The sequence below is a fragment of the Thiothrix winogradskyi genome, assembly GCF_021650935.1.
In the GTDB taxonomy this organism is placed as follows: Bacteria; Pseudomonadota; Gammaproteobacteria; order Thiotrichales; family Thiotrichaceae; genus Thiothrix; species Thiothrix winogradskyi.
The window spans coordinates 2,436,772-2,463,252 of sequence record NZ_CP091244.1 but is presented as its reverse complement, the minus strand read 5'-3'; the positions used below and the strand labels follow the sequence as shown (position 1 = coordinate 2,463,252).

Below are 26,481 nucleotides of genomic sequence, written 5' to 3'. Positions count from 1 at the left end.
TCACCATGCCCCTGCCCTACCTGTTACTTATGCGACCACGGTGTAAATCAACCAGCCGGTGTACCCGAAATACACACTCAACAACAGGATGCCTTCCCAACGGGTTAGATGCCCCGGCTTCCTGAAACCATAGGCCATAATGAACAAGCCCACGGTGACTGCCAGCATAACCGGGAAGTCGCGGGTTAACACTTCATCGGCAACTGCCATCGGTGCAATTGCCCCGGCAATACCTACCACTGCCAAGGTATTAAACAAGTTAGAGCCGATAATATTGCCTATTGCCAAATCGGATTCACCTTTGCGAGCAGCCGCAACGGAGGAAGCCAATTCCGGTAGCGAAGTACCCAGTGCCACAATCGTCAGACCGATAATCAAATCGCTAACCCCCAAGGCATGGGCAATATCCACCGCACCCCACACAAGAATTCGTGAACTAATGATCAACAACACTAAACCGATAGCCAACCATACCAATGCCGTTTTCAAGGTCATCGGATGGCTTGCCATTTCCTCTTCTACATCTGCGGATAAAGCATCCTGCCGCCCACGCATCGCCGAGTAAATAGACCAACCCATAATCCCGAAAAAGACTACCAGCAAGATCACAGCATCCCAGCGGCTGATTTCCCTGTCCCATAACAGCAAACCTGACAGCAGCGTCACCGCCAGCAAAATCGGCATTTCCTTGCGGACAATATCGGAATGCACCGCAATCACCGCAATCATGGCGGTTATCCCCAAGATCAATGCAATATTCAGTATGTTTGAGCCATAAGCATTGCCCAAAGCCAAGGCGGGGTTGCCTTCCCACGCGGCAAAGGCTGATACGGTCATTTCTGGTGCGGATGTACCAAACCCGATAATCACCATCCCGATCAGGAGGGATGGCATTCCCAAATGTTTTGCCGTGGCAGCAGCACCATCGACAAATTTATCGGCACTCCAAACCAATATAGTAAGCCCCACGACAATAGCGGCCAGCGATAACAACATAATAACGATTTCCTTTGAATTTGATGAGTATGGAACGGTTTATGCCATTTTTAAGGCGTGTCTGCTAGTATCCCTTACCTCTAACCAGCAAATGCCACGATAATAACCCTATGCTTAAACTGCTTAATAACTGGTATACCCGCCACTTCTCCAACCCCCAAGTCGCCATTTTGGCACTGTTGCTGCTAATGGGCTTAAGTGTCATTGTTTTTGCGGGAAAGATACTTGCACCGATGTTGGCAGCCGTCATTATAGCTTACCTATTGGATGGTGCTGTACATTTGTTACATCGCTGTAAGTTGCCACGCTTTGCCGCGATTCTGCTGGTCTTCAGTCTGTTTGTGATGATGCTGTTATTGGTAATGGTGATACTCGCCCCGCTCATGTTCAAACAAGCGACACAATTTGCCTTGGAAATTCCGGGCATGATCGCCGCCGGGCAAGATGTCCTATTGACACTGCCAGAAAAGTACCCGACCTTGATTTCCGAACAAGCCATCGTGGAATTGCTCAATAGCCTGCGCAATGAGTTAACTCAATTATCCCGGCATGTATTGAGTTTTTCCTTATCATCGGTCTTTAACCTGATCGCCTTTATTGTGTATTTGGTGGTCGTACCGTTGCTGGTGTTTTTCTTTTTGAAAGACAAAGACATGGTGTTGGCATGGTTCGGTAATTTCCTACCCAGTGACCGCGAATTGGTGATGCAGGTCTGGCGCGAAGTGAATGCCAAAATCGCCGGTTATGTACGCGGTAAGTTTCTGGAAATTCTGATGGTGTGGGCGGTTTCTTTCGTCGTATTTGTGGCGTTTGATTTGCGTTATTCAATGCTGTTGTCGTTTTTGGTGGGCATTTCAGTATTAGTTCCCTACGTGGGGGCTGCGGTGGCGACATTGCCGGTGGCGATTGTGGCGTATTTCCAATGGGGATTTAACGCCGATTTTGCCTACGTCATGATCGCCTACGGGATTATCCAATTTCTGGATGGCAACCTGCTAGTACCGTTGCTGTTCGCAGAAATGGTTAATTTACACCCCGCCGCGATTATTACGGCGGTGTTGTTTTTTGGCTCGATTTGGGGCATTTGGGGCGTGTTTTTCGCGATTCCGCTGGCAACCCTGATCAATGCGGTGATCAATGCCTGGCCTCAGCAAGTCAGTAGCGTGGTATTGCCTCAATAAGGTTCAATCGGCGACACAAAGCCGTGGGGTTTGAGTGCCACCAAGCTGCCACCCAATTCCTCGGCAATGTTTTCGGCGGTATTGCCAATCAGGAAACCTCTAATGCCGGTACGCGCCACACTGCCCATTACCAACACATCCACCTGATGCGCCTCAACAAAATCGGGAATCAGGTCATCGGCTTGCCCGCGTAAGTGATAAACGCGATAACGCTCTGGTGTTAATCCAGCCTGTTGGAGCAAATGCTGGAGGGCAGCGCGATGTTCGGTTTGTGCATCCAGCACTGTTTGCAAGATGGTTGCCTCCGCCACTTCTGCCCGCCCATTGTGGCGCAAGAAATCTTCAAACGGATAATCCCAGCACGACACAACCGCCAATTTACCACTGGTCGTCGCCGCTAGTGAGTTGGCAAGTTCCAACAAACGCAAGCTTAGCACCCGCTCTTGGTCATCGCGACTTTCCGGGTTAATTGCAACTGCCACCCGCATGTCCGCACGGGAAGCACTGATCGGGCGTGCCAGCCACACTGGGCAGGGGCATTTACGCAGCAAGGTCATGTCCAATGCCTTGAAACCCTTGTGATTGCCTTTAACTTCCGCTTCCTTAATCAATAAATCATGCCCATCACGCAACACATGGCGAATCATGCTAATCGCAGGCGGCTCACTAATCGCTTCCAGTTCCACCTGCACCGCCGGAATTTCAGCGACGGAAGTACTCAGCGCAGCACGCGCCGTTTCGAGTAATTCCTGCACTTGCGTGTGAAAAAAGTTGTGGTACATGTCACGGTATTCCCATTGGTTTGAGGGCAATTCCGGGTGTAACAATAAGAACTTCAGTGCCGCCTGATTTTCACGAGCCATGCTCAGGGCTTGCTTTAAGCCATCCAAGGTAGCGTCATCCAAATGCGTGCTGGCGTACAGAATATGATGAAAGTGGCGCATGGTTTACTCCTTTGTGGCTAATAGTGCCTTAAGTTGTTCCGCTGCTTGAGTAGCAGCATCGTGGAAGGGCTGGAAAATGACATCAGCCCCACGTTTTCTCAAGCCCTCAACATCACTTGCATCAGCAGACCGTTGTAACGCAATCGCTACCTTGCCAGTGTAATGCTGACGGCGCAGCGCATCCAACAACATCAGGTGCGCATTTTCGTGGGTGAGGCTCAGCGCGTGTTGTGGCAACGCTGAAATCACACATTTTATCCCCTGCAATGGCAAATGCCCGACAAATTCAGGGTCACAGGCATCACCGTAAATTGCCTCGTACCCGTGTTCCTGCCATTGGCGCACTTCATCGGGGTTAAAGTCCACGCCCAATACTCGAAAGCCGTGTTGTTGCAGCGTTTCTGCCAGCACATTGCCGTAACGCCCCAGCCCAAACAGCAAAATATCATGAGGTTGCAAGGTTTGCTCCCCTTGATGATGTGCCAGTTCCCGCACTGGAATGCGTTTTTCAAATACCCCTAGCAGCGGTTCCAACCATGCATACAGGGTATGGGAATAGGTAATCATGTACACCGACAGCGCAATCGTCACCAACCCTACCAACGTTACCAACCCCAAGGCTTCCGCATTCACATGCCCCAGCGTCATCCCCATTGCCATGAAAATCAGGGAAAACTCGCTGATTTGCGCCACCGTCAGCCCTGCCAAAAAGCCAGTGCGTTTGCGGTAGCCCATTGCCCCCATAATCGCCAAAACAATCAGCGGATTACCAATCAATACAAACACCGAGAACAGCAATGCCGGGAACACTTGCGCCCCCAACAGGCTCAGATCCAGATGCATCCCCAGTGCGATAAAGAAAAACAGCAGCAGAAAATCCCGCAACGATGCCAACCGCGACACAATCGCCTCACGGTACGGGGTCGAAGCCAATGCCACCCCCGCCAGCAAGCCGCCCAGCTCCTTGCTGAACCCCAAATGGCTGCCCAATGCCGCCAGCAATGCCGCCCAGCCAATCGCAAACGTCACCAGTAATTCCGGCGAATGCACCACCCTCCCTACCAACGGCGTTGCCAGATAACGGATAAACAAGCCCACAAACACCAACATTGCCAGCCCGTAGAGCAATACCGTGCCGATGTGCAGCCACACATTAGCATCCGCCCCACCTTGCGCCCCAATACCAAATGCCGACAGCACCATCATTGCCAACACCACCACCAAGTCCTGCACAATCAGAAAACCGATGGCAATGCGTCCGTGCAACGAATCCACTTCCTTCTTATCCGACAGCAGCTTGACGACAATAATGGTGCTAGAAAAGGTCAGTGCCACCGCCACATACAGCGAGGTAATGGTATCCAGCCCCAACGCCAACCCAATCAGAAAGCCAATCACTGACGTGAACAACACTTGCCCCAAGCCAGTTGCCAACGACACCATCCCCAAAGAGCGCACCAACTTCAAATCCAGCTTCAAACCGACCAGAAACAGCAGCAAGGCAATTCCCAGCTCTGACAATACCTCGATATTTTCTTTGGACTGCACAATATCCAATGCCGAAGGCCCTGCCAGCACCCCCACCGCAATGAAACTCACAATCATCGGCTGACGCAGCAATAGCCCGACAAAGCCGATAACAGCCGCTAACACCACTAACGCGGTTAACTCATAGAATGGCGATGAATGGATTAGTTGAATCAAATGAATATCCGGCATATATCCCCCTGAATTTAAGTCAATGATTATAATAGAACTTCTATGCAAAACCTGAAAAGCACAGTAGCCAACGGCTTTTGTACTATGCACTGCAACATGGTTATAATGAAGGGCTATCGCTACACACAGCCCAATTTGCGAATGTTAAAGGCAATTTCATGTTTGACCAATATTTTCACCAATTACTACTCCTGCTTTCTAGCTCTGTCATTGTCATTATTGCATTTCAGCGCTTACATATCCCCTCCAGTTTGGGATATTTATTGGTTGGAGTTGTATTGGGGACATACACCCCAGGGCCGGTGATTGACGAACAGCCGCTTAAATCCTTAGCAGAATTCGGCATTGTGTTTTTGCTATTCACCATCGGCTTAAACTTTTCATTGCCGCAACTGTATGCCTTGCGCCATGTGCTTTTAGGGGCAGGCACGGGGCAAGTCGTGCTCACCACGGCAGTGATTGCAGGCATTTTATGGCTATTCGGTTTAGACCCAGCAGCGGCTTTTATTGTCGGTGCGGTCTTTGCGCAGTCCTCTACCACGATCATTAGCAAACAACTGGCTGAACAACGTGAGGAAAACACCCCTCACGGGCGTACCGGCATTGCCATGTCAGTGTTTCAGGATGTAACCGCTGTTCCCATTGTGGTCATTATTCCGGTTTTAGCGACGACAGCCGTTGGGTTTGGGGCAATCTCAGGTGCCATTGGCGTAGCGTTTGCCAAAGCCTTGCTGGCTTTCTTGCTGGTATTCGTAATCGGACGCTGGGTATTACGCCCACTCTTCCAATTGGTAACACTTCGGCATTCCCCGGAATTATTCACCCTTACCGTTTTATTTGTTTCGTTAGTAGCGGCTTGGCTGACCAATTCACTGGGCTTGTCAATGGCATTCGGTGCGTTTCTTGCGGGCATGGTATTGGGGGAAACCGAGTTTCGTCATCAGGTGGAATCCACCATCCGCCCGTTTCGTGATGTACTGCTCGGAATGTTTTTTGTGGCTATCGGTATGCTGGTCAACCCCGCCAAAATACCGGAAATCTGGCATCTAGCACTAGCGGGTGCGGCATTGTTAATGCTTGTCAAAGCAGTTTTGGTCATGCTGATTCTGCGCTGGTCAGGTACAGCGACCCTGAGTGCATGGCGCACGGGTTGGCTGTTAGCAGTCGGCGGCGAATTCGGATTTGCGTTATTGGCGATTGCCTTATCCGAGGGAGTAATTGACAGCAACACCAGCCAGATTGCACTGACGGCGGTGTTGTTTGCCATGATCTTAGCCCCTTTTCTGATCCGCTATAACCACGGTTTAGCCCGCTTATGCACCTTGTTTAGGCAACCTAAAGCAACGACCGCCACATCTGAGCCAACACTGCCTGAACCTGCCAACCTTTCACTGGAAAAACACGTTATCTTGTGCGGTTACGGGCAGCGTGGACAAGCTATCGGGCGATTTTTACAGGAAGACCGCATCCCGTATGTCGCGTTGGACATTGATTCCGCCACAATTGATGCCTGCCCGCTACGTGGTAAACAAGTGTTCTATGGTGATGCTTCAGAACGCGACATCTTAGAAGCCGTTGGGATCAACACCGCCCGTCTTGTCGTGATCACATACAATGATGTGGATACGGTGTTCCGAACTTTGCATCACATCCAAGCCTTATGCCCGGATATTATGGTGATGGTATGCACTTCTGATGAGCACCATATCAACAGCTATAAAGCAGCCGGGGCTAATGAGGTTATCCCCGAAAATCTGGAAAACAGCCTGATGATAGCGGTACACACCTTGATTTTACTGGGAATGCCCATGCCGCAAGTGCTCAAGCGCCTGCAACGCCAGTGGAAAGCGGACTATCCACTGCTACACGAATTGCTCAAAGAACGCGAGAAATCAAAGACTCAAGCGTAAACGCATCTGTTTTTCCAGCTCGATTAACACAAACAACGCCACCCCAACGCCGAAAATCAATACATTATCGGCAAAACTAACCGCTTGCGTGGCGAAGATGCTTTGGAACAGTGGCACATAGGTAATCACTAACTGAGCAACCACCACCACGATAATCGAAATCCACACCACTTTAGTGCCGCGTACTGCTTCCCAACTCAGTGAGGTGCTGTACATATTGCGGATGAAAAACAAATACGCGATTTCCATCACCACCAGCGTATTCATCGCCATCGTGCGGGCAAGTTCCACGCTATAGCCCTGATCTTGTGCATACAAATAAATACCAAAAACCCCGGCAACGAACAGCAATGATACCAGTGAAATCTGCCACACCAATGCCCCGCCCAATAACGGCTCATGGCGCGGTCGTGGCGGACGTTGCATGGTGTTTGCCTCGGTTGGCTCAAATGCCAACGCAATACCCAAGGTCACGGCCGTAATCATATTCACCCACAAGATTTGAATCGGGGTAATCGGCAACATCATCCCAAACAGCAAGGCAAGGATAATCACCGCAGCCTCCCCCGCATTGGTTGGCAATGTCCAACTAATCACCTTGCGGATATTGTCGTACACGGTACGCCCTTCGCGCACCGCTGCGGCAATCGAGGCAAAATTATCATCCGCCAACACCAATTCAGCGGCTTCCTTGGCGGCTTCACTGCCTTTTTGCCCCATTGCAATACCGGCATCGGCACGTTTGAGCGCGGGTGCGTCATTCACGCCATCCCCGGTCATTGCCACCGTCATGCCGTGTTCTTGCAAAGCCGTGACCAGACGTAATTTATGTTCCGGGGTGGTGCGGGCAAAGATGTCAGTGTGCAGTACGCTAGCGGATAGCTCGGCATCGTTTTGCAGGTCGAGTTCACTGCCTGTGAGGACACGCTCACTGTGTTGCAAACCGATTTGCTTGCCAATCGCCGCAGCGGTGGCAGCATGGTCGCCGGTAATCATTTTGACGCGAATTCCAGCACGATGGCAATCAGCCACGGCAGCAATCGCTTCCGGGCGCGGCGGGTCAATCAAACCGACCAACCCTAAAAACACCACATCGGTTTGTACATCGGCGTGTTCCAAGGTGGTTTGCTTGGTAGGCATGGTACGGACTGCCAGTGCCAATACGCGCTGTCCCTGTGCGGCAATGTCTTCTGCCTGAGCGTGCCAGAAATCGGCATCCAGCGGCACAGTCTCACCCCTAGCGTTATGCTGGTGGTGACACATTGCCAGCAAATGTTCGGGCGCACCTTTGAGAAATACCCGCGTGGTTTGCGTCTGTGCATGGTGATGCAGACTTGCCATGAATTTATGCCGCGAATCAAACGGAATCACCGCGACACGCGCCCATTGCTGGCGTTGTTGCGTGACATCCAGCCCAGTTTTCGCCGCAAATGCGAGTAACGCGCCTTCCATCGGATCGCCTTCCACCCGCCACAATGTTTCGTGCTGTTTAAGTTCGGCATCGTTACACAGCAAGGCAGTTAGCCCCATAAGCTGCAATAGCGGCTGCGTATCCGCTACGGGCTGGGGGTTATGTGGGGCAGTGTCGGGCGCAATCGTGCCTTGTGGGGCGTAACCTTCGCCCGCTATCCGAAACAAACCTGCGCCACCAGCCAGTGCCGCGACCATCATTTCATTGCGGGTCAACGTGCCGGTTTTGTCAGAACAAATCACCGAAACCGCACCAATGGTTTCAATCGCAGGCAAGCGGCGTACAATTGCATTGCGCCGTGCCATTGCTTGCACCCCAACCGCCAGTGTAATGGTCAATACCGCTGGTAATCCGGCAGGAATCGCAGCTACCGACAAGCCCACCACTGCCATGAATAAGTCGCTGAAATCCTGATGTTGCACAAAATAGCCGAACGCAAAAATCAGCACTGCCACGGTCAAAATGAACAGCGTCAGCCACTTGGCGAACATATCCATTTGTTCCACCAACGGCGTGGTGAGGCTATCAACCTTAGCCAGCAAGCCACTAATGCGCCCGATTTCAGTCTGCCCGCCAATCGCGACTACCACGCCTTGTCCTTGTCCACTGGTCACATTCGTACCGCTGAATGCCAGATTGGTGCGATCACCCAACGCCGCCTCAGCAGGAACAATTTCCACCTGCTTATCCACGGGGACGGATTCGCCAGTCAGAATAGCTTCCTGCACCTGCAAGCCGTAAGCCTGCAACAGGCGCAAGTCGGCTGGCACTTTATCACCCGCTTCCAGCAATACAATGTCACCGGGGACGAGCATTTCCCCCGCCACCGTCGTGCGTTTGCCATCACGCAATACCGCTGCCTGGGGGGCAAGCATCTGCCGAATGGCCTCCATTGCCTGTTCCGCTTTGCCCTCTTGCAGGAAACCAATAATTGCATTGACCACGACCACCGCCAAAATCACGCTGGTATCGACCCAATGACCTAACAAGGCTGTAACCGCCGCTGCCGCAATCAGCACGTAAATCAGGATATTGTGGAAATGCAGTAGGAAACGGATCACGGGGTTGCGTTTAGGCGGTGCGGGCAGGCGGTTTGCACCGTGGGTGTGGTGGCGTTCTTGGGCGGTGTGGGTGTCAAGACCCGCAGCCTGACTGTCTAAACGACTTAGCGTGTCGTCTAGGGGAAGTGCGTGCCAAGCTTGCTTATCCATGTGGGTTCTCATTTGTGCAAATCAGATCAAAGGTTTCACCGAAGCGCGGCAAGCGCACTGGCGCAGCCAAGGTGTTGCGCAAGCGTTCCGCCAAGACTGCTTTGGCAGCCGGTTCGCCATGCACCAACACCACTGGCGGTTGTGGGTCAAATTGCGCATACCAATGGGTCAGAGCCGCTTGGTCGGCGTGCGCCGATAGCCCGCCAATGGTGTGAACTTGTGCAGCAACGCGGATGGTTTCCCCCCACAAGCGGATATGCTTTGCACCATCTACCAACGCCCGCCCCAGTGTGCCGCGTGCCTGAAAGCCGGAAATGAGAACGTGGCAATCACGCCGCCATACGTTGTGCTTGAGGTGATGGCGGATACGCCCACCGTTACACATGCCGCTTCCGGCGATAATGATGGCACCACTGTGTAGCTGGTTGATGCGCATGGATTCTTCGGGCGTGCGGGTAAACCGCAGGTTCGGCAACAACGGGCTATCGCGGTGTTGCCGCCACAATTGCGAGGACTCATCATCAAATAGGTCACAATTCTGGGCGTAGGCGTGCGTGGCTTCGATCGCCAGCGGGCTGTCGAGGAAAATTTGCCACCGCCCCAAGCCCCATTCATCAAAGTATTTGGCAAACAGGTAAAAAATTTCCTGGGTGCGCCCCACCGCAAAGGCAGGGATCAGGATATTGCCCTGTTTGGCGGTTACTTCCCGGAACAGGTCTGCCAACTCTTGGCGGGTAGCATCCCAGTCGCGGTGCAGGCGGTCGCCGTAGGTGCTTTCCAGCAATACCATGTCGGCTTGTTTGATGATGGCGGGGTCTTGCAACACCGGCATCCCGGAACGCCCCAAGTCGCCGCTGTACACCAGCTTGCGGTCGTGTTTGCCGCTGTGTAACCACAATTCCACAATTGCTGAGCCGAGAATATGCCCGGCATCCATCAGCCGGAGCGCCGCCAGTGGCAGGGTCTCCAAGCGTTCGGCATAGTCCAATGTCTGGAAATGGCGGAACACCGCTTCAGCATCTTGGAGGGTGTACAGCGGCTCAACCGGGCGCAAGCCTTTGCGTTCGCGCTTACGGTTTTCCAGCTTGGCATCTTTTTCATTCAGGTAAGCCGCATCCCGCAACATAATGCGGCACAAATCCGCCGTGGCTTTATGTGTGTAAATGGGACCACGAAAACCCTGTTTCACCAGCAATGGCAAGCGCCCGGAATGGTCAATATGGGCATGACTGAGGATAACGGCATCAATGCTGGCAGGGTCAAACGGAAACGGGTCACTGTTGCGTGCCTCATCCCGCCACGAACCCTGAATCAGACCGCAATCCAACAAGAGTTTGTAGTCACCGACCGTTACTAGGTGGCACGAACCGGTCACCTCATCAGCCGCGCCAAGAATTTGTAGTGTCATTTTCATATTTTATCCTTTTTAGTCAGTGATTTGTCTAAAAGTCAATATTAACCCCTGTCATAACAATCACATACGCATCCTTAGGGTCAGGGACAGGTGTGGCTTGCGCCACTAAATCAATCTTTGGGGTTAGATGGTAGCGGATGCCCACCATCGGTACAGGCATCACCGGAGGCAGGCGTTCGTAATTGCTGGAGAGGTAAAGGCTGCGGTGCAGGTTAAACTTTTCGCGTTGGTAAAAAACAGTGGAATAGCCGAGGATTAGCCCTAAACGTTCTTCGGAATTTTCCAAAATACCGATGGAATAATAGCTGCGTTCATTGATGGATTTTTCCAGCACCACGCTTTCTGGTCGCCAGCCGTCATTGTCGGAAGGCGAGAAAACATGATTCAAGCTGATGACCTTAGTCACAGACCAATTAGCGAAAACGCTCTCTATAGGCAATAACGATAATAGGATAATTGCGATACGCAGTCGTTTTAGCATCTGACCTCTCCATCGCTTGTGCTACTTTGAGTATAGGGCAAATAGAATACGGGGGTCAAAATCACCTACCGCGTCGGACACCACCGTTAACGCTACAAATTAACGCCACAAAACGCGAAATGCTGACGACAGTGGTTCATTTTTCAAAGCTGATGCAACGGTGAGTTACGCAACAAAATATTGCCCACATGGCTAGCACCTGCGGGTGTCAAGTGACCACCATCGAAGCTGATTAGCCGTGCTTGTGGCGTAAAAAGTGGGCAACTGTCTTCAGTCTGGCAAACCAAGGCTTGAATATTGACAAACATTCCGGCTGGCAACGACTGTTTCATCGTTTGGTTGATCTCGTGTTGTGCGCCATAGACCGGATTGCGGAGTTGGATTAGCTCCTCGTCTGACATGCCAAGGTATTGCCGCAGATTGAGCTTGCCGAAATCCTTCCGCCCGACGATGAACAGTTTTTGTGGTTCCTTGATTGACAATTGTTGGATAGTCGTTGGCAACCGTTGTGCAGACCACAATTCCCAATTGGCGGCAATAATTACCACATCAGCCTGCGCAATGTGCGGCTTCGCGGCTGCCAATGTGTCAGCTTTTTCGCAAATGGGGATGTGCTTTTTGTCGATCAGACGGCTAATGTCTTCTGGCCCCAAATACAGTCCGCAAATAGCGGGGATACGTCTGGTACTGATTTGATAACGTTGATCAAGATTATTTTCCAATAAGGCATTGTAAAAATCCTGTGCATGGCTATCGCCGATGACCAGCATTTTTTTACGCTGATCACTGGGATTAAACGGCTTTTCCAGTTGCTGAAGAAAGCGTTGCCGCACATATTCCCCGCTTTTTTCCTTATCAGCAGCTTGGAGAATGTCCGTTTGTGCCGTGGCAGCATGAGCGGTGACTAAGCTGCCGGATGTGGCAAGCGTCACCAGCGACAACAAACAGACAAGCAGCAGTTTGTTTCTAACCCCAAAGACCATGCTTCACTCCTTAAAATGGTGCTACTAAACAATTGGTCGATAATGCATGAAAAAGTTCCGCAAAACCTATCAGATACCCGCAGCAAGGAAAACGGCAAACCCCTGATTTTTGATGTAATCTTCGTAGATGCACTGTGAGAAGGAGGTTTCGCCATGTCCACGACAGAAGACACCCGCCCATTCGTTGCCCCCTGCCGCCAACTGGATACGACAGCTCCGCTGCGCTGGCTCCAACTGGGGTGGCAGGATTTCCGTCAGGCTCCGTTACTCAGTGTGTTGTACGGTGCGCTGTTCATGCTTATCAGTTGGCTGATCGTTGCTTGGGCTTGGCAAGTGGGAAGTTTTACGATGGTTATCGTGCTGTTTGCCGCGTTTATCTTTATGGGGCCTGCGCTGGCAATGGGGCTGTATTCGGTCAGTTGCCAGCTTGACCGGGGCAGGAAACCGCAGATTGGTTTTTGCCTGCAACAAGGCAAGAAACGCCTTGGCAACCAGATGATTTTCGCCTTTGCTTTGCTGATCGTGTTTTTGGTGTGGGCGCGTTCTGCCACTGCCATCAATATTTTCCTGCCAATGGGAACAGAGCCGACGGCGGTGGAATGGCTGATGTTTCTGGGGGTTGGTTCCTTGGTCGGGGCGGTGTTTGCCATGATTATCTTTTGCGCTGGGGTGTTTTCCCTGCCGATGATGATGGATCGGGATGTCGATGCGATTACCGCGATGCTGACCAGTTTCAATGCGGTGTTGAAAAACAAACCGGCAATGCTGCTATGGGCTGGGGTACTGCTTGCATCGGTGGTGGTTGGTTTCCTGACGCTGTTTGTGGCGTTTTTGGTGACGCTGCCGGTGATTGGTTATGCAAGCTGGCGCGGGTATCGGGAAACCATTATCAGCGATGAATGGGCGCAAGACCCGGATACGGTGTCCGGGGGTAGTTGAACGGTTTTATTCCCTCAGCCAAACATTCCTGTTCTAATAGCACCCACTAATAACGGCTGAATTGAAACGCTTAAGATCTTGCTATGAATAACACACACAAATCCAACCCATTACTCGAAATCGCTCTCACTTTGGTGATTCCTGCGCTCATCCTGATGAAACTCAGCGCCCCGGAACAACTGGGCACAACGAATGCACTAATATTGGCATTGTCATTCCCACTAGGCTGGGGAATCTTTGATTGGATACGCAACCGCAAAATCAACCTATTCGCGGCATTGGGTCTAGTGAGTGTATTACTGACCGGCGGTATTGGCGTGCTGGAGCTGGATACGCAATGGCTGGCAGTCAAGGAAGCAGCTATTCCTGCCATTTTGGGTCTTGCGGTAATTGGCTCGACTTACACCAAATACCCGTTGATCCGCACCGTGCTGTTCAACCAACGCCTGCTGCACGTCGAAAAAATACAGGAACAACTGGCGATTCGGGGAACTCAGCGCGAATTCGACCAGCGTTTGCAAACCGCGAACTGGCTGTTTGGTGGCACGTTCGCTTTTTCCGCCACCATGAACTATTTCCTCGCCACCTACATCGTCACCAGCCCCAGCGGCACGGCGGCTTTCAATGAGGAATTAGGGCAACTGACGCTGATGAGTTACCCAATGATTGCGATTCCCTCCATGCTGATGATGCTGGCAGTGTTTTACTTTCTTGCCCGCAGCATCCGCTCACTAGCAGGGTTGACGCTGACGGAAGTCATGCACGGGGCGGAATGATCAATCCGCAGGTCGCCAAACCGTGACGGTAAACAAGCACGCCTCGCGGTCATCCTTGAAATCAATCTGCCGCCACGCTTCCAAAGCTCGGAGAATACCTGAACCTAAGCCACGGTAAGGTAAAAGTTTTTTAGCAATGAACGATGCCAGAATGGGGTTGCGCAAATTCGAGTTACCCGCCTTCACTTTTTCAACGGTCAGATTATTAGGCAAATGACCGGGGCTGATAATCTCAATGCGATTAGCGTAAATCAACACCCGAATCGGCGCACTGATAAAATAATCCCGATGAATCAAGGCATTAACCAGCAGCTCCTCAAATACCAAACGCGGCACTTCAGGTTCCCCCACCGAATTGAAACTTTGTTGCCCTTGCCGCTTATGCAAGTTACGCATAATGAAACGCAAAGTATCATCGAACACATCCCGCAGCCTGCCACCGATGTCTTCACTATCCACATAGCTGCTGGATTCAATGACATTACCAGGAAATGCCACCACTTTGACAATAAAAGCCGGTTTTACCCATTCAGGGCGCTTGCCAAACAACAATACTCCGGCGAGGTTTACATATCCCTCAACGGTTGCAAGGTTCATGTTTTGCAACAAACGTAACAAATCCGTGTTCTGCTCGGGAATTTCCAAACCATAAGTTGTATGCAAAAATTCTGCCAAACTGTGGCGGTCAATCGCCTCAACACCTACCTTGCACGGCACTTCATCAGCGTGTAACAAATCCACACTTTGGAACAAGCGGCGCAATTCTTCTTTAGAATTCACCCGGCGCTTGTCTGCCCCACTTTTTAGCCAAATCACGCCATTACGGTCAAAATAGGGCTTATCCAAACCCTTGGGAATGTTGAGTACTATCAACAAACGCCCATCATCACCCAGCGCAATATTTTCAGTCTGTACCGCCAACGGGCTGCGGATATGCTGGGAGGCAGCATTGCTGATCATCTGGTTTAAACGTGCCACATCCGTCAAACTCAAACCCGGCAATGCACCATCATCCGCAACACCCAACAAAATCACCCCCCCATCCGTATTGGCAAAGGCTGCCATTTCGGCGGCTAACGCATCGGTATTGCTAATATCTTGCTTAAACTGACGGCGACTGTCTTCGCCGAGGGCAATCTGGGTGGTGAGTTCCTCAAGGGTCATACCAGCTCAACCATATCGCGGTAAGCGTGCCAACTGGCATACGAAATCAGCGGCATGGCAATGATCAGCCCAAGGCTGAACGGCAACAACCCCGCGCCAATAATCACCGCAATGGTCGCCGCCCACACCAACATGACTTTCCAGTTGGTGAGGATGGCGCGAATGCTGGTATTCAACGCCGTCACCAAACTCACCTTGCGCTCCAGCAACATTGGCACAGTCGCCACGCCCGTCACGAAGGACACCACCGCAAACAACAGCCCCACCGACATGAATGACAGCGTGAATAACCAGCCCATTTTTGAACCCAGTAACGCCGCCATAAAGCCAATGTAACTGTGCTGCTCTGCCGCTGCCGTATCTTGCAGGAAAATATCCAGCACAATGCTAGACATCCGCAGCCACAACAACACCAGTACCCCCAGCATCGCCGAATACAACAGCAAATTGACCGGATTACGCTTTAACGCCAGCGTTGATTTCAAAAAATTGACCGGATCACCGTGTTCACGCCGCAGGCTCAAGTCATACAAACCCAACGCAAGAAACGGCCCCCACAACATGAAACCCGCTGCGGTTGCCATGAAAAAACCGGGGTTGTTGGCTGACAGGAGGCTCATCCCCGCCCCCACCAGCGCGAAGATAATGCCATACAACAGGCTAGACCAAGGGTTAGCAGCAATGTCTTGCCCCCCTTGGCGTAACCACTTGGGAATATCGGCAAATTCGACCTGACGCACGGCGTACTCAGTAAACGGCTGTTCGGTGCTGATGGATTGCATAATTATCATTTCCTCCTTAAGTAGGCTGCATCATACGAATTCGCCACCCCCTATTCAACTTGCATCAACAGAATCGCATTAGGGTTGACGTGTCTGCTCCACCTGCTTCACCCGCAAATGCAACGCCGCCTTCGCCATCATGTGCGCACTCACGGGCGCGGTCATGAACAAAAACAACGTCACCAGCACTTCATGCAAGCTTACCCCATCGGTATTGAACGAAAAGTACAATGCCGAAGCCACCAGCACTGACCCCACGCCAATGGTCGTCGCCTTGGTCGGCCCGTGCAGGCGCATGAAAAAGTCCGGCATTTTCGCCAAACCCCATGAACCCACCAGCGTAAAAAACGCCCCAACCAACACCAATACTGCCAAGATTACATCCAACATCGCCCTACTCCATAATATCGCCGCGCAGCAAATACTTGCTCAACGCAATCGTGCCCACAAAACCCATGACCGCAATCAGCAACGCCGCCTCGAAATACAACGCACTGCCTTGCAGCAACCCAAACAACACCAGCAAGGCAATCGTATTCAGGTACAAGGTATCCAACGCCAGAATCCGGTCAGGCACATCCGGCCCCACCAGCAAGCGGTACAAACTCAATAACAACGCCAACGACACCATACCGAATGCCCAAGGCAACACCATACTCAACATTCGCGTAACACCTCTATCAATGGTTGTTCGTAACGCTGCTTCATTTCCCGAATGCTCGCCTCCACATCCGTCACATGCAGCGCGTGAACCAGCAATTGCCGCCGGTCAGCCGACACCTCACACGAAACCGTCCCCGGTGTCAGCGAAATCGTATTCGCCAGCAAACTCACCCCTAACGGCGAACGAATATCCAATTCCAACACCATAAAGGCAGGCTGAAGCTTGCGAGTAGAACCCAGAATCAACGCTGCCACATTCAGGTTCGCGACCACAATATCCCACAGCACCACCGCCAGAAATTTCAGCAACACCCACGGACGCTGCACACACACCCGTTCCGGCCAAAATCCCACCGTCAAAAACGGAATCAGTACCGCCAAACCCGCACCCAGCACCACATGCCCCATTGCGACGGTATTGTTCAACAACAACCAGATCAGCAACAAAAACACGCTCAACAGCGGATGCGGCAACAATCGTTTCAACATACTCATTTACCTCCCACCGCAGGGTCAAACACTGCCGCCCGATACCCTGCCGTATCCAAGGTTTGCGCGGCGATTTGCTGCATTATCTCTGCAACCGGCTGCGCCAATAACACCAACAACGGCACAGCAGCCAGTAACCACAGCACCGCCATCAAACTGGGCGCAAACGCCGAAATCTGCGCTGGCAATACCGGATCAGCCGCATCAGGGCGATCTTTCACCTTGTAAAACAATACCGAACCACTACGCGCCAACGCAATCAGCAATATAGCACTGCTAATCAATACCGTTGCCAACACCGCCCAACGCCAAGGATGTTCCAATGCCGCCTGCAAAATCCACAACTTGCCAAAAAACCCCGACAATGGCGGCAAACCCAAGGCTGCTACTGCCGCAAACATAAACAAACCACCCAATAAGGCATGGTGCGGCAAGCGCATACCGGGGTCAAAACGATCAGCATACGCCCCACGTCCGCGCACAATCACATCCGCCAGCAAAAACAAACCGCCCGCCAGCAAGGTCGAATGCACCAAATAATACAACGCCGCCGCCAGCCCCGTTTCAGAATGCAAGCCCACCGCAATCAGCAACATTGCCACCGAAGCCAACACCAGATACGCCACCTGAATGCGCAAGCGAAACGCCGCCAGCACGCCCAACGCCGCCAGCACCAAGGTAATCAGCCCCAGCCCCAGCAACCAAGGCGCGTAGAAATACGCCAAACTGCCCGCATCTTCACCAAACACCGTGCCATGTACCCGAATAATCGCGTACACCCCCACCTTGGTCATAATCGCAAACAGTGCCGCCACGGGTGCGGAGGTATTGGCATACGCCGCAGGCAACCACAAATACAACGGGAACATCGCCGCTTTCAGCCCGAATACCAGCAATAGCAACAAACCTGCCGCCATCACCAGCCCTTCACGCTCTGCCGGTAATTCCGCCACTTTTGCCGCCATATCCGCGATATTCAGCGTCCCCAATGCGCCGTACAACGCTCCCAGCGCAAACAGAAACACCGTCGAACCGACCAGGTTCACCACCACATAATGCAGCCCCGCTACCGTGCGTTCCTTGCCACCGCCGTGCAGCAACAAGCTGTAAGAAGCCAGCAGCAACACCTCAAAGAACACAAACAGGTTAAACGCATCCCCAGTCAGGAATGCCCCATTCAAGCCAAACAATTGCATCTGGAACAACACATGGAAATGGCTACCTTGCGCGTCAATCTCCGTGACAATCGCATACCACAACGCCCCGACTGCCAGTATTGCCGTTAGCAACAACATCAAGGCCGCAAGCTGGTCAAACACCAAGGTAATACCGAAGGGCGCAGGCCAGTGACCCAGCGCATACACCTGCCGCTGCCCAACCAGTGCGCCATCAAACAGCCACACCGCCAGCATTAGCAAGGCAAACGTAACGGCAAAACCCACCATGCGCTGTACTTGCAAACCCAGCGGACGCAATAACAGCAAGAGAATTCCCGCCAACAACGGCAACAGAATCGGAAGAATCGGCAAGTGCATCATCACACCTCACCCCCTTTCCCATCCACATGATCACTGCCGGTTTCACTGCGGACTTTCAACGCCAACACAATGGCAAACGCGGTCATCCCAAAGGCAATCACAATCGCGGTCAATACCAATGCCTGCGGCAACGGGTCGGTATACCCTGCGGCATCCTGGCTCACAATCGCAGGCACACCAATGGCCAGCCGCCCCATCGCAAACAAAAACAAATTGGTCGCATACGACAACAAGGTCAGCCCCATCACCACCGGAAAGGTACTGGCACGCAACACCAAATACACCCCGCAAGCCACCAGCACCCCGATACTCAAGGCAATCAATAACTCCATTACACCTCTCCTTGCAGCACAGGCGCGGGCGCATCCACTCGGTTAAGCTTGCCCAGTTCCACCAGAATCATTACCGTTGCTCCCACGACCACCAAGAAAACACCCGCGTCAAAGAACATGGCACTCGCCAGCTCAAAGCCACCGACCACCGGCCAATGCACATGCGTGTGTGCCGAAGTGAGGAACGGATACCCCAACGCCATCGCCACCATCCCCGTGCCCGCAGCCAACAGCAAACCCGCCGCCAGCCAGGAATGCATGTCAGTACGCAGCCGTTGCGCCGTCCAGCCAATCCCATTCGCCAAGTTCTGCAACACAATCGCCAAGGCCGCAATCAACCCAGCAATAAATCCACCGCCCGGCAAGTTATGCCCGCGCAGGAACACAAACACCGCCACCATCAACATCATCGGGAACAACACCCGGCTAAAGGTTTGTAAAATGAACGGATTCGCCTCCAACGCCCAAGCGCGTCCACTGCTATCTTCCGCAGGTGCATACAATTTAATTTGCTGCAACAAGGCAAAAATGCCCAAGCCCGCCAAGGCCAGTACCGCGATTTCCCCCAAGGTATCAAAGCCCCGGAAATCCACCAGAATCACATTCACCACATTCGTACCGCCACCGCCCGGCACACTTTGCGTCACGAAATAATCCGCCAAGTTCGCCGTCTCACGGGTCATCACCGCCAACGCCAACGCCGCTGATCCCAACCCCAACAATCCCGCCAGCACACCGTCACGCCACTTACGCCACACTGCACTGATACGTGGGGTATATTGCGGCAGGAAATACAAGGCCAGCATCAGCAATACAATCGTGACAATTTCCACCGACAATTGCGTCAAGGCCAAATCCGGCGCGGAAAATTTCACAAATGCCAGCGACACCACCAAGCCAACCGCACCCAAGATTACCAGCGCGATCAAGCGTTCGCGGTGCAATACCACACTCAACAGGCTCGCAAGAATCAACGTTGCTCCCACCGCCAGACTCACCGCATCCAGCGGCAACAATGCCCGCTCACCCAACAAGGGCGCAGTACTCGACAAGAACCCCGCAGCCCCCATCAGCAAGGTGAAACCCAGCACCCAGAACAACATATCCTGCAACGAACCCCGGTCAAACCCACGGGTCACGCCACGCGCCACCTGTAACAACTTGTCGATTTTCCAGTCATACAAGCGCCGCAACTGCTGGCCTCTCACTCGCGATTCATACCAAGCAAACAGCGGCTTGCGTACCGTATACAACGCAATCCCGCCCACCAGCGCGATAAAACTCATCAGCAATGGCTCATTAAACCCGTGCCAAATCGCCAGACTGTATTCGGGTGGAACGCCCTGCAATGTTCCCTGCACCGCCACTGCCAGCAACGGCGCGACCGTAAACATCGGCAACATTCCCACCGCAATGCACAATACCACCAGCACATCGACCGGAATCCGCATAAACGGCGGCGGCTCATGCGGCGTTTTCGGCAAATCAATCGGTTCACCATTGAAAAACACGTCATGGATAAAGCGCAAGGAATACGCCACCGAAAATATCCCGGCAAGTGTTGCTAACACCGGAATAGTCAATGCCCAAACCGACGTACTGGAAGCCACCACCGCCTGATCAAAGAACATCTCCTTGCTCAAAAAACCGTTCAACAATGGCACACCCGCCATTGCCGCCGCCGCAATCATTGCCAGCACCGCCGTATGCGGCATGTATTTCAGCAAACCATTAATCCGGCGCATATCCCGCGACCCGGTTTCATGGTCAATAATCCCCGCCACCATAAACAGCGAAGCTTTAAACGTGGCATGGTTAATAATGTGGAACAATGCTGCCACCGCCGCCAGTTCCGTTCCCAGCCCAAACAGCAAGGTAATCAGCCCCAGATGGCTAATGGTCGAATACGCCAACAAGCCTTTCAAATCGTGCTGGAACAACGCCACAAACGCCCCCACCAGCAAAGTCGCCATCCCCACCGTACCAATCAGCCAGAACCATTCCGGTGTACCCGACAACACTGGGAAAAACCGCGCCAATAGGAAAATCCCCGCTTTCACCATGGTGGCGGAGTGCAAATACGCGGAAACGGGAGTCGGTGCTGACATCGCATTCGGCAGCCAGAAATGAAACGGGAATTGTGCCGATTTGGTAAATACCCCAATCGCAATCAACACGAGTGTCGGCAAATACAGCGCATGGGCACGGATTTGCTCACCCGCCAGCAATACGTCTGACAAGTTGTAACTGCCCGCCATCTGCCCCAGCAACAAAATACCCGCCAGCAATGCCAATCCGCCACCGCCAGTGATTGCCAACGCCATTCGCGCTCCTTGCCGCGCATCCTCACGGTGTTGCCAATAACTGATCAGCAGGAAGGAACTTAATGAGGTCAGCTCCCAGAACACCACCAATTGCAGCAGGTTTTCTGACAATACCACGCCCAGCATTGACCCCATGAACATCAGCAGGTAGGCAAAAAACCGCCCCATTGAATCTTTCGCTGACAAATAATAACGGGCGTAGAGGATGATCAGCAGACCAATGACAAGGATCAGCAAGGCAAACAATGCGCCCAGACCATCCAAACGGAAAGCGAAATCCAAGCCGATAGCAGGCATCCACACCCAAGATTGAATGACCGTCTCACCGGCAAACACGGCAATCAATGCAGGGTACAGCAACCCCAACGCCAATAACGTCGTGATTCCCGCAAGCCATGCCGCCGCCACTCGATGAAAACGGGCAGCCCATGCCACTACCGCCGCCCCCACAAAAGGCAGCAATACCGTTAACGGCAGATTAATCGTTGAAACATCCATTCAGCACCATTGCAACAAAGCCGGGTCGCTTCCGGCGGTGCCTTGATTCTACCCTAACAAAACCATGAAGTGCTGATTACGCCAATCTTGCGAGGTTAATGTGCCATACGTCGTTTAATTCAACCCACCTAACGCGCTTAAAAGCGGTATTGCCACTCCACCCGATCCCGCTTCAGCCGCCAACGTGCTTTAGCGTTAGAACGACCATTCGCAAACAAGCGATCAGACAAGTTATCGAACACATTCTCGCGGACGTTCTCACTGAGGCGGACATCACGCCGCACCACCGTGTCACAATCCTGCATCAGCAAATAGCTATTGGTGCACTGGCGTTGCTGCAACTGCATATCATTGGTGCGCAACGCAAGCGGTTGGGTAATCGAATGGATAGAATCATAAGACAGCGGCGCAGATGCCGTGCCACAAGCAGTGAGATTCAACAGCATCCCCAACATCAGTAAGCCCTTTACTGCTGTCGCTTTCGTTATAGTCTTCATCATAAACACCTCGCATTTCGAGGTATTTTACCCGTGACAAACCAAAATGGCTATTTTTTATTCACACCATCGGTATCATCAGTTAATGCGTTCCTTGCCCGTTCAAACGCACCGATTGATAATCGTCCCCTTTCATCTCATTCAAGCGACTTAAGGCACGTTGAAACTCAAAGCGCAATTTCTCACCCTGATACAAACTATCCGGTGCAATCGTCGTGGAAAAAATAAACTGCACATGTCGGTCATACAATTCGTCAATCAGATTAAGAAAGCGCCGTGCCGCTGATTCGTGTTCCTCAGTCAACACATGCAGACCTGATAACACAATGTAATCAAAGCGTTCTGCTAACTCGATATAATCACGGGTAGAGCGTGCGGTTTCGCACAAGGTCTTGAAATCAAACCACACAATGTTTTCAGACAAGCGATGCGTTGGCAGGCAACGCCCTTGCACCTCAATATCCTGCCCCACTTCAATCGCACCGCTGGCGAGTTCCGCGAAACATTTTTCCAGCTCGTGTTCCACCAACACCGCATCGTCGTCTTCCAAAAAGCTATCCTGGCTGACATGCTTTAACATGCGGTAGTCAATCTGGTTATCCAGTTCCACCACATGTGTATGCTTCTTGAGTAACGCAATCGCAGGCAAGAAACGTTCGCGCTGTAAACCATTCAAATACAAATCATCGGGCGGACGGTTAGAAGTTGTCACCAAAGTAATGCCGTGTTTGCACATCGCATCCAACAAGCCGTGCAACAGCATGGCATCCACAATGTCCATGACGTGGAATTCGTCGATGCACAATAAGTGTACTTCTTGTGCCAATTGCGCCGCCATCGCCTCCAAGGGGCTACGATGGTGGGCAAGTTTTTTTAGCTCTTCATGGATGAAGAACATGAAATGGTGGTAATGCATTCGCCGCTTTTCCGTCAGCGGAATGCGCGAGTAAAACATATCCATTAGCCAAGTCTTGCCGCGCCCGACGCCACCCCACAGGTAAGCGCCGCGCACCGGCTCAATCGCAATCACGTTATGCCGCTTGGAAAACACCGACAACAAGCCCCGCGAACGTGCCACGGGCGCATTTTCTCGTGGTTTGAGCAAGCCATTCCAGACTTCCTGCAAAACCTTGAGACCTTCCATTTGGGCAGGATCCTGCTGGATCACACCCTCTTTGATGGCATCATGGTAATGCTTCAACAGCGGCATAACGTTTCCTTCCTTTACGACATAGTAATTCCCAGCGCATTATCCACCAATTCTTGCTGCTGTGCAGCATGAACTTTAGCGCTACCCACTGCTGGTGAAGCCGATGCCGGTCGACTCGACACATCCAAACGTGCCGTCCCACCTAATACTGTGCGCAAGGAGGGTTGGATGCTCAACCATGCACCTTGATTCAATGGCTCTTCCTGACACCACACATTCACCGCGACGTTCGGGTAACGATCCAGCATGGCATTCATATCCGCTTCCGGGAATGGGTACAATTGCTCAACCCGCACAATGGCAACATGTTCCAAACCCGCTTTACGACGCTGTTCCAACAGATCGTAGTAAACCTTACCACTGCACATGACCAAGCGTGTTACCTTCAGCGGGTCGATCGCGTCGATTTCGTCGATGACATTCTGGAAACCACGCTCGGTAATGTCTTCCATGCTGTTCACTGCCAGCGGGTGACGGAGCAGGCTTTTCGGGGTCATGACGATCAGCGGGGTACGGTAATCACGCACCATCTGCCGACGCAACATATGGAATGCTTGTGCGGGCGTACTCGGCACACACACCTGCATATTGTCTTGTGCACACAACTGCAAATAACGTTCCAAACGAGCGGAAGAGTGTTCCGGTCCCTGACCTTCAAAGCCGTGCGGCAACAACATTACCAAACCACATAGCAAACCCCACTTCTGTTCACCGGAACTGATGAACTGGTCGATAACGACTTGCGCACAGTTCGCAAAGTCACCGAATTGCGCCTCCCAAATGGTCAGGGTATTGGCCTCAGTCGTGGCGTAACCGTATTCAAAGCCCAGTACTGCCTCTTCTGATAACAGTGAGTCGATGACCACAAACGGCTTTTGCGCTGGGGAGAGGTGTTGCAATGGCACGTAAGTTTCGCCGGTTTCCTGCTCATGGAAGACCGCATGACGGTGGAAGAAGGTACCACGCCCACAATCTTCACCCGACAAACGCACCGGGTAGCCTTCTTCAATCAAGCTTGCGTAAGCCAGATTTTCACAGAAGCCCCAGTCCATTAACTGTTCGCCAGCCGCCATTTTCTTACGGTCAGCCACAATACGCGCCACGCGGGAGTTCAGTTTGAAACCTTCCGGGTAAATCGTGAGTTTTTCACCCAAGTTACGCACGGTTGCCGCGTCGATGGTGGTATCGGTCGGCATATCCCATTTGCCACCAACAAAACGCTTCCAATTAACCGGATGCGGATTTTCGACTTGCCCTTTTTCAAGCAAATGTGGCACGGTTGGCGCACCTTCCGTGAGTTGCTGGCGGCAACGTTGCACCCGTGCCTGCGCCTCTTCCGCACTGATAACGCCTGCTGCAATCAATTGCTGGGCGTAACGTTCGCGCGTAGTGGGCATCGCACGGATCTTGCGGTACATCACCGGCTGGGTCGCCGATGGCTCATCCGCTTCGTTATGACCGTGGCGGCGGTAGCACACCAGATCAATCACCACATCTTTCTTGAAGGTAGCGCGGTAATCCATCGCGACTTGCGTAACCAGCAACACTGCTTCCGGGTCATCACCGTTGACGTGGAATACCGGCGAATCAACCATCTTAGCGATGTCAGTGCAATAGAAGGTGGAACGTGCATCCGCCGCCGCACTGGTGGTGAAACCCACCTGATTGTTAATGACAATATGCACCGTACCGGCAGTACGATAGCCACGGGTATCTGCCATTTGCAGCATTTCCATGTTAACGCCTTGCCCTGCGAATGCTGCATCACCGTGCAATACCACTGGCACAATTTTATCGTCACCACCTTCTGGCCAACGGTCTTGACGCGCACGTACTGCACCTTCCACCACCGGCCCGACGATTTCCAGATGCGACGGGTTAAATGCCATCGCCACGTGTAACGGGCCGCCCGGCGTCATCATGTCAGAGGCGTAACCCATGTGGTATTTCACATCGCCGGTACGACCGCTGTAGGAATACTTGCCTTCAAACTCACCAAACAACAAACCGGGCGCTTTACCCAATACATTCACCAGCACATTCAAACGCCCACGATGCGCCATGCCGATAACCATTTCTTGCGTGCCAAGTGCGCCTGCATGTTGAATCAAGCCATTGAGCATCGGGATCAGGCTTTCACCACCTTCCAGCGAGAAACGCTTTTGACCGACGTAGTTGGTATGCAAATAACGCTCTAAACCTTCCGCTGCAATGAGGCGATCAAGGATTTCGAGTTTTTGTTCATTGCTGTAAGTCGCTGTAGAACGCACCGTTTCAAGGCGCTGCTGAATCCAGCGCTTTTGTTCGGTATTCGTGGTGTGCATGTACTGCACCCCAATATGCGCACAATAGGTTTGCTCCAATTGGGTAATGATGTCGCGCAACGTCATCTGATCCCGTGAAAACAATGAACCCGTGTTAAACGTCGTCCCTAAATCGGCTTCACTCAAGGAGTGATACGCCAATGTCAGTTCTTTAACAAACGCGGGGGCATTCTCCTCCAATGGATTTGTTTGAGCATGGAAATGCCCCTGGAAACGGTAAGCGTTGATAAGCTGTAATACTTTAACTTGCTTGCGCTCATGTTCCAGATCAACACCGCTATTAGCGGCGGGCGCAGCATAGGCTTGGGGCTTTGCCGCATAAGCGCGGAAATAGTCTTTTACCAGTGAGTGGCGCGTGTCACGCTCCTGCCCGTTAACCTGTGGCAATGCATCAAAATAGTGCTGCCAACTCGCGGGTATGGATGCCGGTTCTTGCAAATAACGCTCATACATTTCTTCCAGATACAGCAGGCTGTTACCGTCTAATTGTGTATCCGCATTCCAGGCCGCAGCCTGTCCTTCTCCTTTGTTCATGTTTCCAACCTACATTGATGGTAAATATCAAACATTTCTGACTTGACGCAGTGCAGCAAACTAGTGCATTGTCGACATCTTGGTGTCTTAAGGTGCGCTGC

At 52.3% G+C, this 26,481-nt stretch carries 22 protein-coding genes; 4 read left to right on the top strand and 18 right to left on the bottom strand.

Going from position 1 to position 26,481, the window contains the following annotated elements:
- Positions 1 to 27: 27 nt before the first annotated feature.
- Positions 28 to 996, bottom strand: coding sequence for a calcium/sodium antiporter (locus tag L2Y54_RS12595; RefSeq protein ID WP_236496490.1), 969 nt, complete (start codon positions 994 to 996; stop codon positions 28 to 30).
- Positions 997 to 1,106: 110 nt separating this feature from the next.
- On the opposite strand from L2Y54_RS12595, the gene L2Y54_RS12590 reads away from it, so the two are divergent.
- Positions 1,107 to 2,177 (top strand): AI-2E family transporter, encoded by a 1,071-nt coding sequence (locus tag L2Y54_RS12590; RefSeq protein WP_236496489.1) that lies wholly within the window; start codon positions 1,107 to 1,109, stop codon positions 2,175 to 2,177.
- Here L2Y54_RS12590 and L2Y54_RS12585 read toward each other — a convergent pair.
- Both L2Y54_RS12585 and L2Y54_RS12580 read right to left on the bottom strand, forming a co-directional pair.
- Positions 2,171 to 3,121 (bottom strand): universal stress protein, encoded by a 951-nt coding sequence (locus L2Y54_RS12585; protein WP_236496487.1) that lies wholly within the window; start codon positions 3,119 to 3,121, stop codon positions 2,171 to 2,173. The two genes, L2Y54_RS12590 and L2Y54_RS12585, sit on opposite strands and share 7 nt — an antisense overlap.
- 3 nt (positions 3,122 to 3,124) lie before the next feature.
- A complete protein-coding gene (locus L2Y54_RS12580) occupies positions 3,125 to 4,840 on the bottom strand; it encodes a cation:proton antiporter (protein ID WP_236496486.1) in 1,716 nt (571 codons plus the stop codon).
- A gap of 158 nt (positions 4,841 to 4,998) precedes the next feature.
- On the opposite strand from L2Y54_RS12580, the gene L2Y54_RS12575 reads away from it, so the two are divergent.
- Positions 4,999 to 6,750 carry a cation:proton antiporter gene (locus tag L2Y54_RS12575; protein ID WP_236496485.1) on the top strand — a complete coding sequence of 584 codons (1,752 nt, stop codon included), beginning with the start codon at positions 4,999 to 5,001 and terminating at the stop codon, positions 6,748 to 6,750.
- Here the strand turns inward: L2Y54_RS12575 and L2Y54_RS12570 are convergent.
- From L2Y54_RS12570 to L2Y54_RS12555, 4 genes are all read right to left on the bottom strand, one after another.
- Positions 6,733 to 9,432, bottom strand: coding sequence for a cation-transporting P-type ATPase (locus L2Y54_RS12570; RefSeq protein WP_236496483.1), 2,700 nt, complete (start codon positions 9,430 to 9,432; stop codon positions 6,733 to 6,735). The two genes, L2Y54_RS12575 and L2Y54_RS12570, sit on opposite strands and share 18 nt — an antisense overlap.
- Positions 9,425 to 10,846: an MBL fold metallo-hydrolase RNA specificity domain-containing protein gene (locus tag L2Y54_RS12565; RefSeq protein WP_236496481.1), complete on the bottom strand. Its 1,422-nt coding sequence runs from the start codon at positions 10,844 to 10,846 to the stop codon at positions 9,425 to 9,427. The genes L2Y54_RS12570 and L2Y54_RS12565 overlap by 8 nt, the downstream gene beginning before the upstream one ends.
- A 28-nt stretch (positions 10,847 to 10,874) precedes the next feature.
- On the bottom strand, positions 10,875 to 11,234 hold the full coding sequence (locus tag L2Y54_RS12560; RefSeq protein ID WP_236496479.1) for a hypothetical protein: 360 nt from the start codon (positions 11,232 to 11,234) through the stop codon (positions 10,875 to 10,877).
- 236 nt (positions 11,235 to 11,470) lie between these two features.
- Positions 11,471 to 12,310, bottom strand: coding sequence for an SGNH hydrolase domain-containing protein (locus L2Y54_RS12555; RefSeq protein WP_236496478.1), 840 nt, complete (start codon positions 12,308 to 12,310; stop codon positions 11,471 to 11,473).
- 153 nt (positions 12,311 to 12,463) lie between these two features.
- Here L2Y54_RS12555 and L2Y54_RS12550 point away from each other — a divergent pair, with 153 nt between their 5' ends.
- Together L2Y54_RS12550 and L2Y54_RS12545 are read left to right on the top strand one after the other, a co-directional pair.
- Complete coding sequence (locus L2Y54_RS12550; RefSeq protein WP_236496477.1) at positions 12,464 to 13,249, top strand: DUF2189 domain-containing protein; 786 nt, start codon at positions 12,464 to 12,466, stop codon at positions 13,247 to 13,249.
- An 83-nt stretch (positions 13,250 to 13,332) separates the two neighbouring features.
- Positions 13,333 to 14,025 (top strand): VC0807 family protein, encoded by a 693-nt coding sequence (locus L2Y54_RS12545; protein WP_236496475.1) that lies wholly within the window; start codon positions 13,333 to 13,335, stop codon positions 14,023 to 14,025.
- On the opposite strand, the gene L2Y54_RS12540 is transcribed toward L2Y54_RS12545, so the two are convergent.
- The 11 genes from L2Y54_RS12540 to L2Y54_RS12490 form a co-directional block, all read right to left on the bottom strand.
- Positions 14,026 to 15,189, bottom strand: coding sequence for an RNA-binding domain-containing protein (locus L2Y54_RS12540; protein ID WP_236496473.1), 1,164 nt, complete (start codon positions 15,187 to 15,189; stop codon positions 14,026 to 14,028). It abuts the gene before it with no gap.
- Entirely contained in the window at positions 15,186 to 15,971 is a 786-nt protein-coding gene (locus L2Y54_RS12535) for a DUF2189 domain-containing protein (RefSeq protein ID WP_236496472.1), read from the bottom strand. Before L2Y54_RS12535 ends, L2Y54_RS12540 begins: the two co-directional genes overlap by 4 nt.
- 78 nt (positions 15,972 to 16,049) lie before the next feature.
- Entirely contained in the window at positions 16,050 to 16,361 is a 312-nt protein-coding gene (locus L2Y54_RS12530) for a Na+/H+ antiporter subunit G (RefSeq protein WP_236496470.1), read from the bottom strand.
- A gap of 4 nt (positions 16,362 to 16,365) precedes the next feature.
- Positions 16,366 to 16,635 (bottom strand): K+/H+ antiporter subunit F, encoded by a 270-nt coding sequence (locus L2Y54_RS12525; RefSeq protein ID WP_210225657.1) that lies wholly within the window; start codon positions 16,633 to 16,635, stop codon positions 16,366 to 16,368.
- Positions 16,629 to 17,123 carry a Na+/H+ antiporter subunit E gene (locus L2Y54_RS12520; protein ID WP_236496468.1) on the bottom strand — a complete coding sequence of 165 codons (495 nt, stop codon included), beginning with the start codon at positions 17,121 to 17,123 and terminating at the stop codon, positions 16,629 to 16,631. The genes L2Y54_RS12525 and L2Y54_RS12520 overlap by 7 nt, the downstream gene beginning before the upstream one ends.
- A 2-nt stretch (positions 17,124 to 17,125) precedes the next feature.
- A complete protein-coding gene (locus tag L2Y54_RS12515) occupies positions 17,126 to 18,661 on the bottom strand; it encodes a monovalent cation/H+ antiporter subunit D (protein ID WP_236496467.1) in 1,536 nt (511 codons plus the stop codon).
- Entirely contained in the window at positions 18,661 to 18,993 is a 333-nt protein-coding gene (locus L2Y54_RS12510; RefSeq protein ID WP_236496465.1) for a Na+/H+ antiporter subunit C, read from the bottom strand. The genes L2Y54_RS12515 and L2Y54_RS12510 overlap by 1 nt, the downstream gene beginning before the upstream one ends.
- Positions 18,993 to 21,815 (bottom strand): monovalent cation/H+ antiporter subunit A, encoded by a 2,823-nt coding sequence (locus L2Y54_RS12505; protein ID WP_236496463.1) that lies wholly within the window; start codon positions 21,813 to 21,815, stop codon positions 18,993 to 18,995. The genes L2Y54_RS12510 and L2Y54_RS12505 overlap by 1 nt, the downstream gene beginning before the upstream one ends.
- 137 nt (positions 21,816 to 21,952) lie before the next feature.
- Complete coding sequence (locus L2Y54_RS12500) at positions 21,953 to 22,315, bottom strand: hypothetical protein (protein WP_236496462.1); 363 nt, start codon at positions 22,313 to 22,315, stop codon at positions 21,953 to 21,955.
- 79 nt (positions 22,316 to 22,394) lie between these two features.
- The gene (zapE, locus tag L2Y54_RS12495) at positions 22,395 to 23,522 is read right to left on the bottom strand and encodes a cell division protein ZapE (RefSeq protein WP_236496460.1); all 1,128 of its coding nucleotides are present in this window, start codon (positions 23,520 to 23,522) and stop codon (positions 22,395 to 22,397) included.
- Between the two features lie 14 nt (positions 23,523 to 23,536).
- Positions 23,537 to 26,380: a 2-oxoglutarate dehydrogenase E1 component gene (locus L2Y54_RS12490; RefSeq protein WP_236496459.1), complete on the bottom strand. Its 2,844-nt coding sequence runs from the start codon at positions 26,378 to 26,380 to the stop codon at positions 23,537 to 23,539.
- Positions 26,381 to 26,481: the final 101 nt, after the last annotated feature.

Excerpts from the sequence above, each read along its gene's own strand:
- L2Y54_RS12505 (WP_236496463.1), bottom strand. The coding sequence starts at position 21,815 with ATGGATGTTTCAACGATTAATCTGCCGTTAACGGTATTGCTGCCTTTT.
- L2Y54_RS12490 (WP_236496459.1), bottom strand. The coding sequence starts at position 26,380 with ATGAACAAAGGAGAAGGACAGGCTGCGGCCTGGAATGCGGATACACAA.
- L2Y54_RS12555 (WP_236496478.1), bottom strand. The coding sequence starts at position 12,310 with ATGGTCTTTGGGGTTAGAAACAAACTGCTGCTTGTCTGTTTGTTGTCG.
- L2Y54_RS12520 (WP_236496468.1), bottom strand. The coding sequence starts at position 17,123 with ATGTTGAAACGATTGTTGCCGCATCCGCTGTTGAGCGTGTTTTTGTTG.
- zapE (WP_236496460.1), bottom strand. The coding sequence starts at position 23,522 with ATGCCGCTGTTGAAGCATTACCATGATGCCATCAAAGAGGGTGTGATC.
- L2Y54_RS12585 (WP_236496487.1), bottom strand. The coding sequence starts at position 3,121 with ATGCGCCACTTTCATCATATTCTGTACGCCAGCACGCATTTGGATGAC.
- L2Y54_RS12580 (WP_236496486.1), bottom strand. The coding sequence starts at position 4,840 with ATGCCGGATATTCATTTGATTCAACTAATCCATTCATCGCCATTCTAT.
- L2Y54_RS12545 (WP_236496475.1), top strand. The coding sequence starts at position 13,333 with ATGAATAACACACACAAATCCAACCCATTACTCGAAATCGCTCTCACT.
- L2Y54_RS12500 (WP_236496462.1), bottom strand. The coding sequence starts at position 22,315 with ATGATGAAGACTATAACGAAAGCGACAGCAGTAAAGGGCTTACTGATG.
- L2Y54_RS12550 (WP_236496477.1), top strand. The coding sequence starts at position 12,464 with ATGTCCACGACAGAAGACACCCGCCCATTCGTTGCCCCCTGCCGCCAA.
- L2Y54_RS12570 (WP_236496483.1), bottom strand. The coding sequence starts at position 9,432 with ATGGATAAGCAAGCTTGGCACGCACTTCCCCTAGACGACACGCTAAGT.
- L2Y54_RS12565 (WP_236496481.1), bottom strand. The coding sequence starts at position 10,846 with ATGAAAATGACACTACAAATTCTTGGCGCGGCTGATGAGGTGACCGGT.
- L2Y54_RS12595 (WP_236496490.1), bottom strand. The coding sequence starts at position 996 with ATGTTGTTATCGCTGGCCGCTATTGTCGTGGGGCTTACTATATTGGTT.
- L2Y54_RS12575 (WP_236496485.1), top strand. The coding sequence starts at position 4,999 with ATGTTTGACCAATATTTTCACCAATTACTACTCCTGCTTTCTAGCTCT.
- L2Y54_RS12515 (WP_236496467.1), bottom strand. The coding sequence starts at position 18,661 with ATGATGCACTTGCCGATTCTTCCGATTCTGTTGCCGTTGTTGGCGGGA.
- L2Y54_RS12530 (WP_236496470.1), bottom strand. The coding sequence starts at position 16,361 with ATGTTGGATGTAATCTTGGCAGTATTGGTGTTGGTTGGGGCGTTTTTT.
- L2Y54_RS12525 (WP_210225657.1), bottom strand. The coding sequence starts at position 16,635 with ATGTTGAGTATGGTGTTGCCTTGGGCATTCGGTATGGTGTCGTTGGCG.
- L2Y54_RS12540 (WP_236496473.1), bottom strand. The coding sequence starts at position 15,189 with ATGACCCTTGAGGAACTCACCACCCAGATTGCCCTCGGCGAAGACAGT.
- L2Y54_RS12535 (WP_236496472.1), bottom strand. The coding sequence starts at position 15,971 with ATGCAATCCATCAGCACCGAACAGCCGTTTACTGAGTACGCCGTGCGT.
- L2Y54_RS12510 (WP_236496465.1), bottom strand. The coding sequence starts at position 18,993 with ATGGAGTTATTGATTGCCTTGAGTATCGGGGTGCTGGTGGCTTGCGGG.
- L2Y54_RS12590 (WP_236496489.1), top strand. The coding sequence starts at position 1,107 with ATGCTTAAACTGCTTAATAACTGGTATACCCGCCACTTCTCCAACCCC.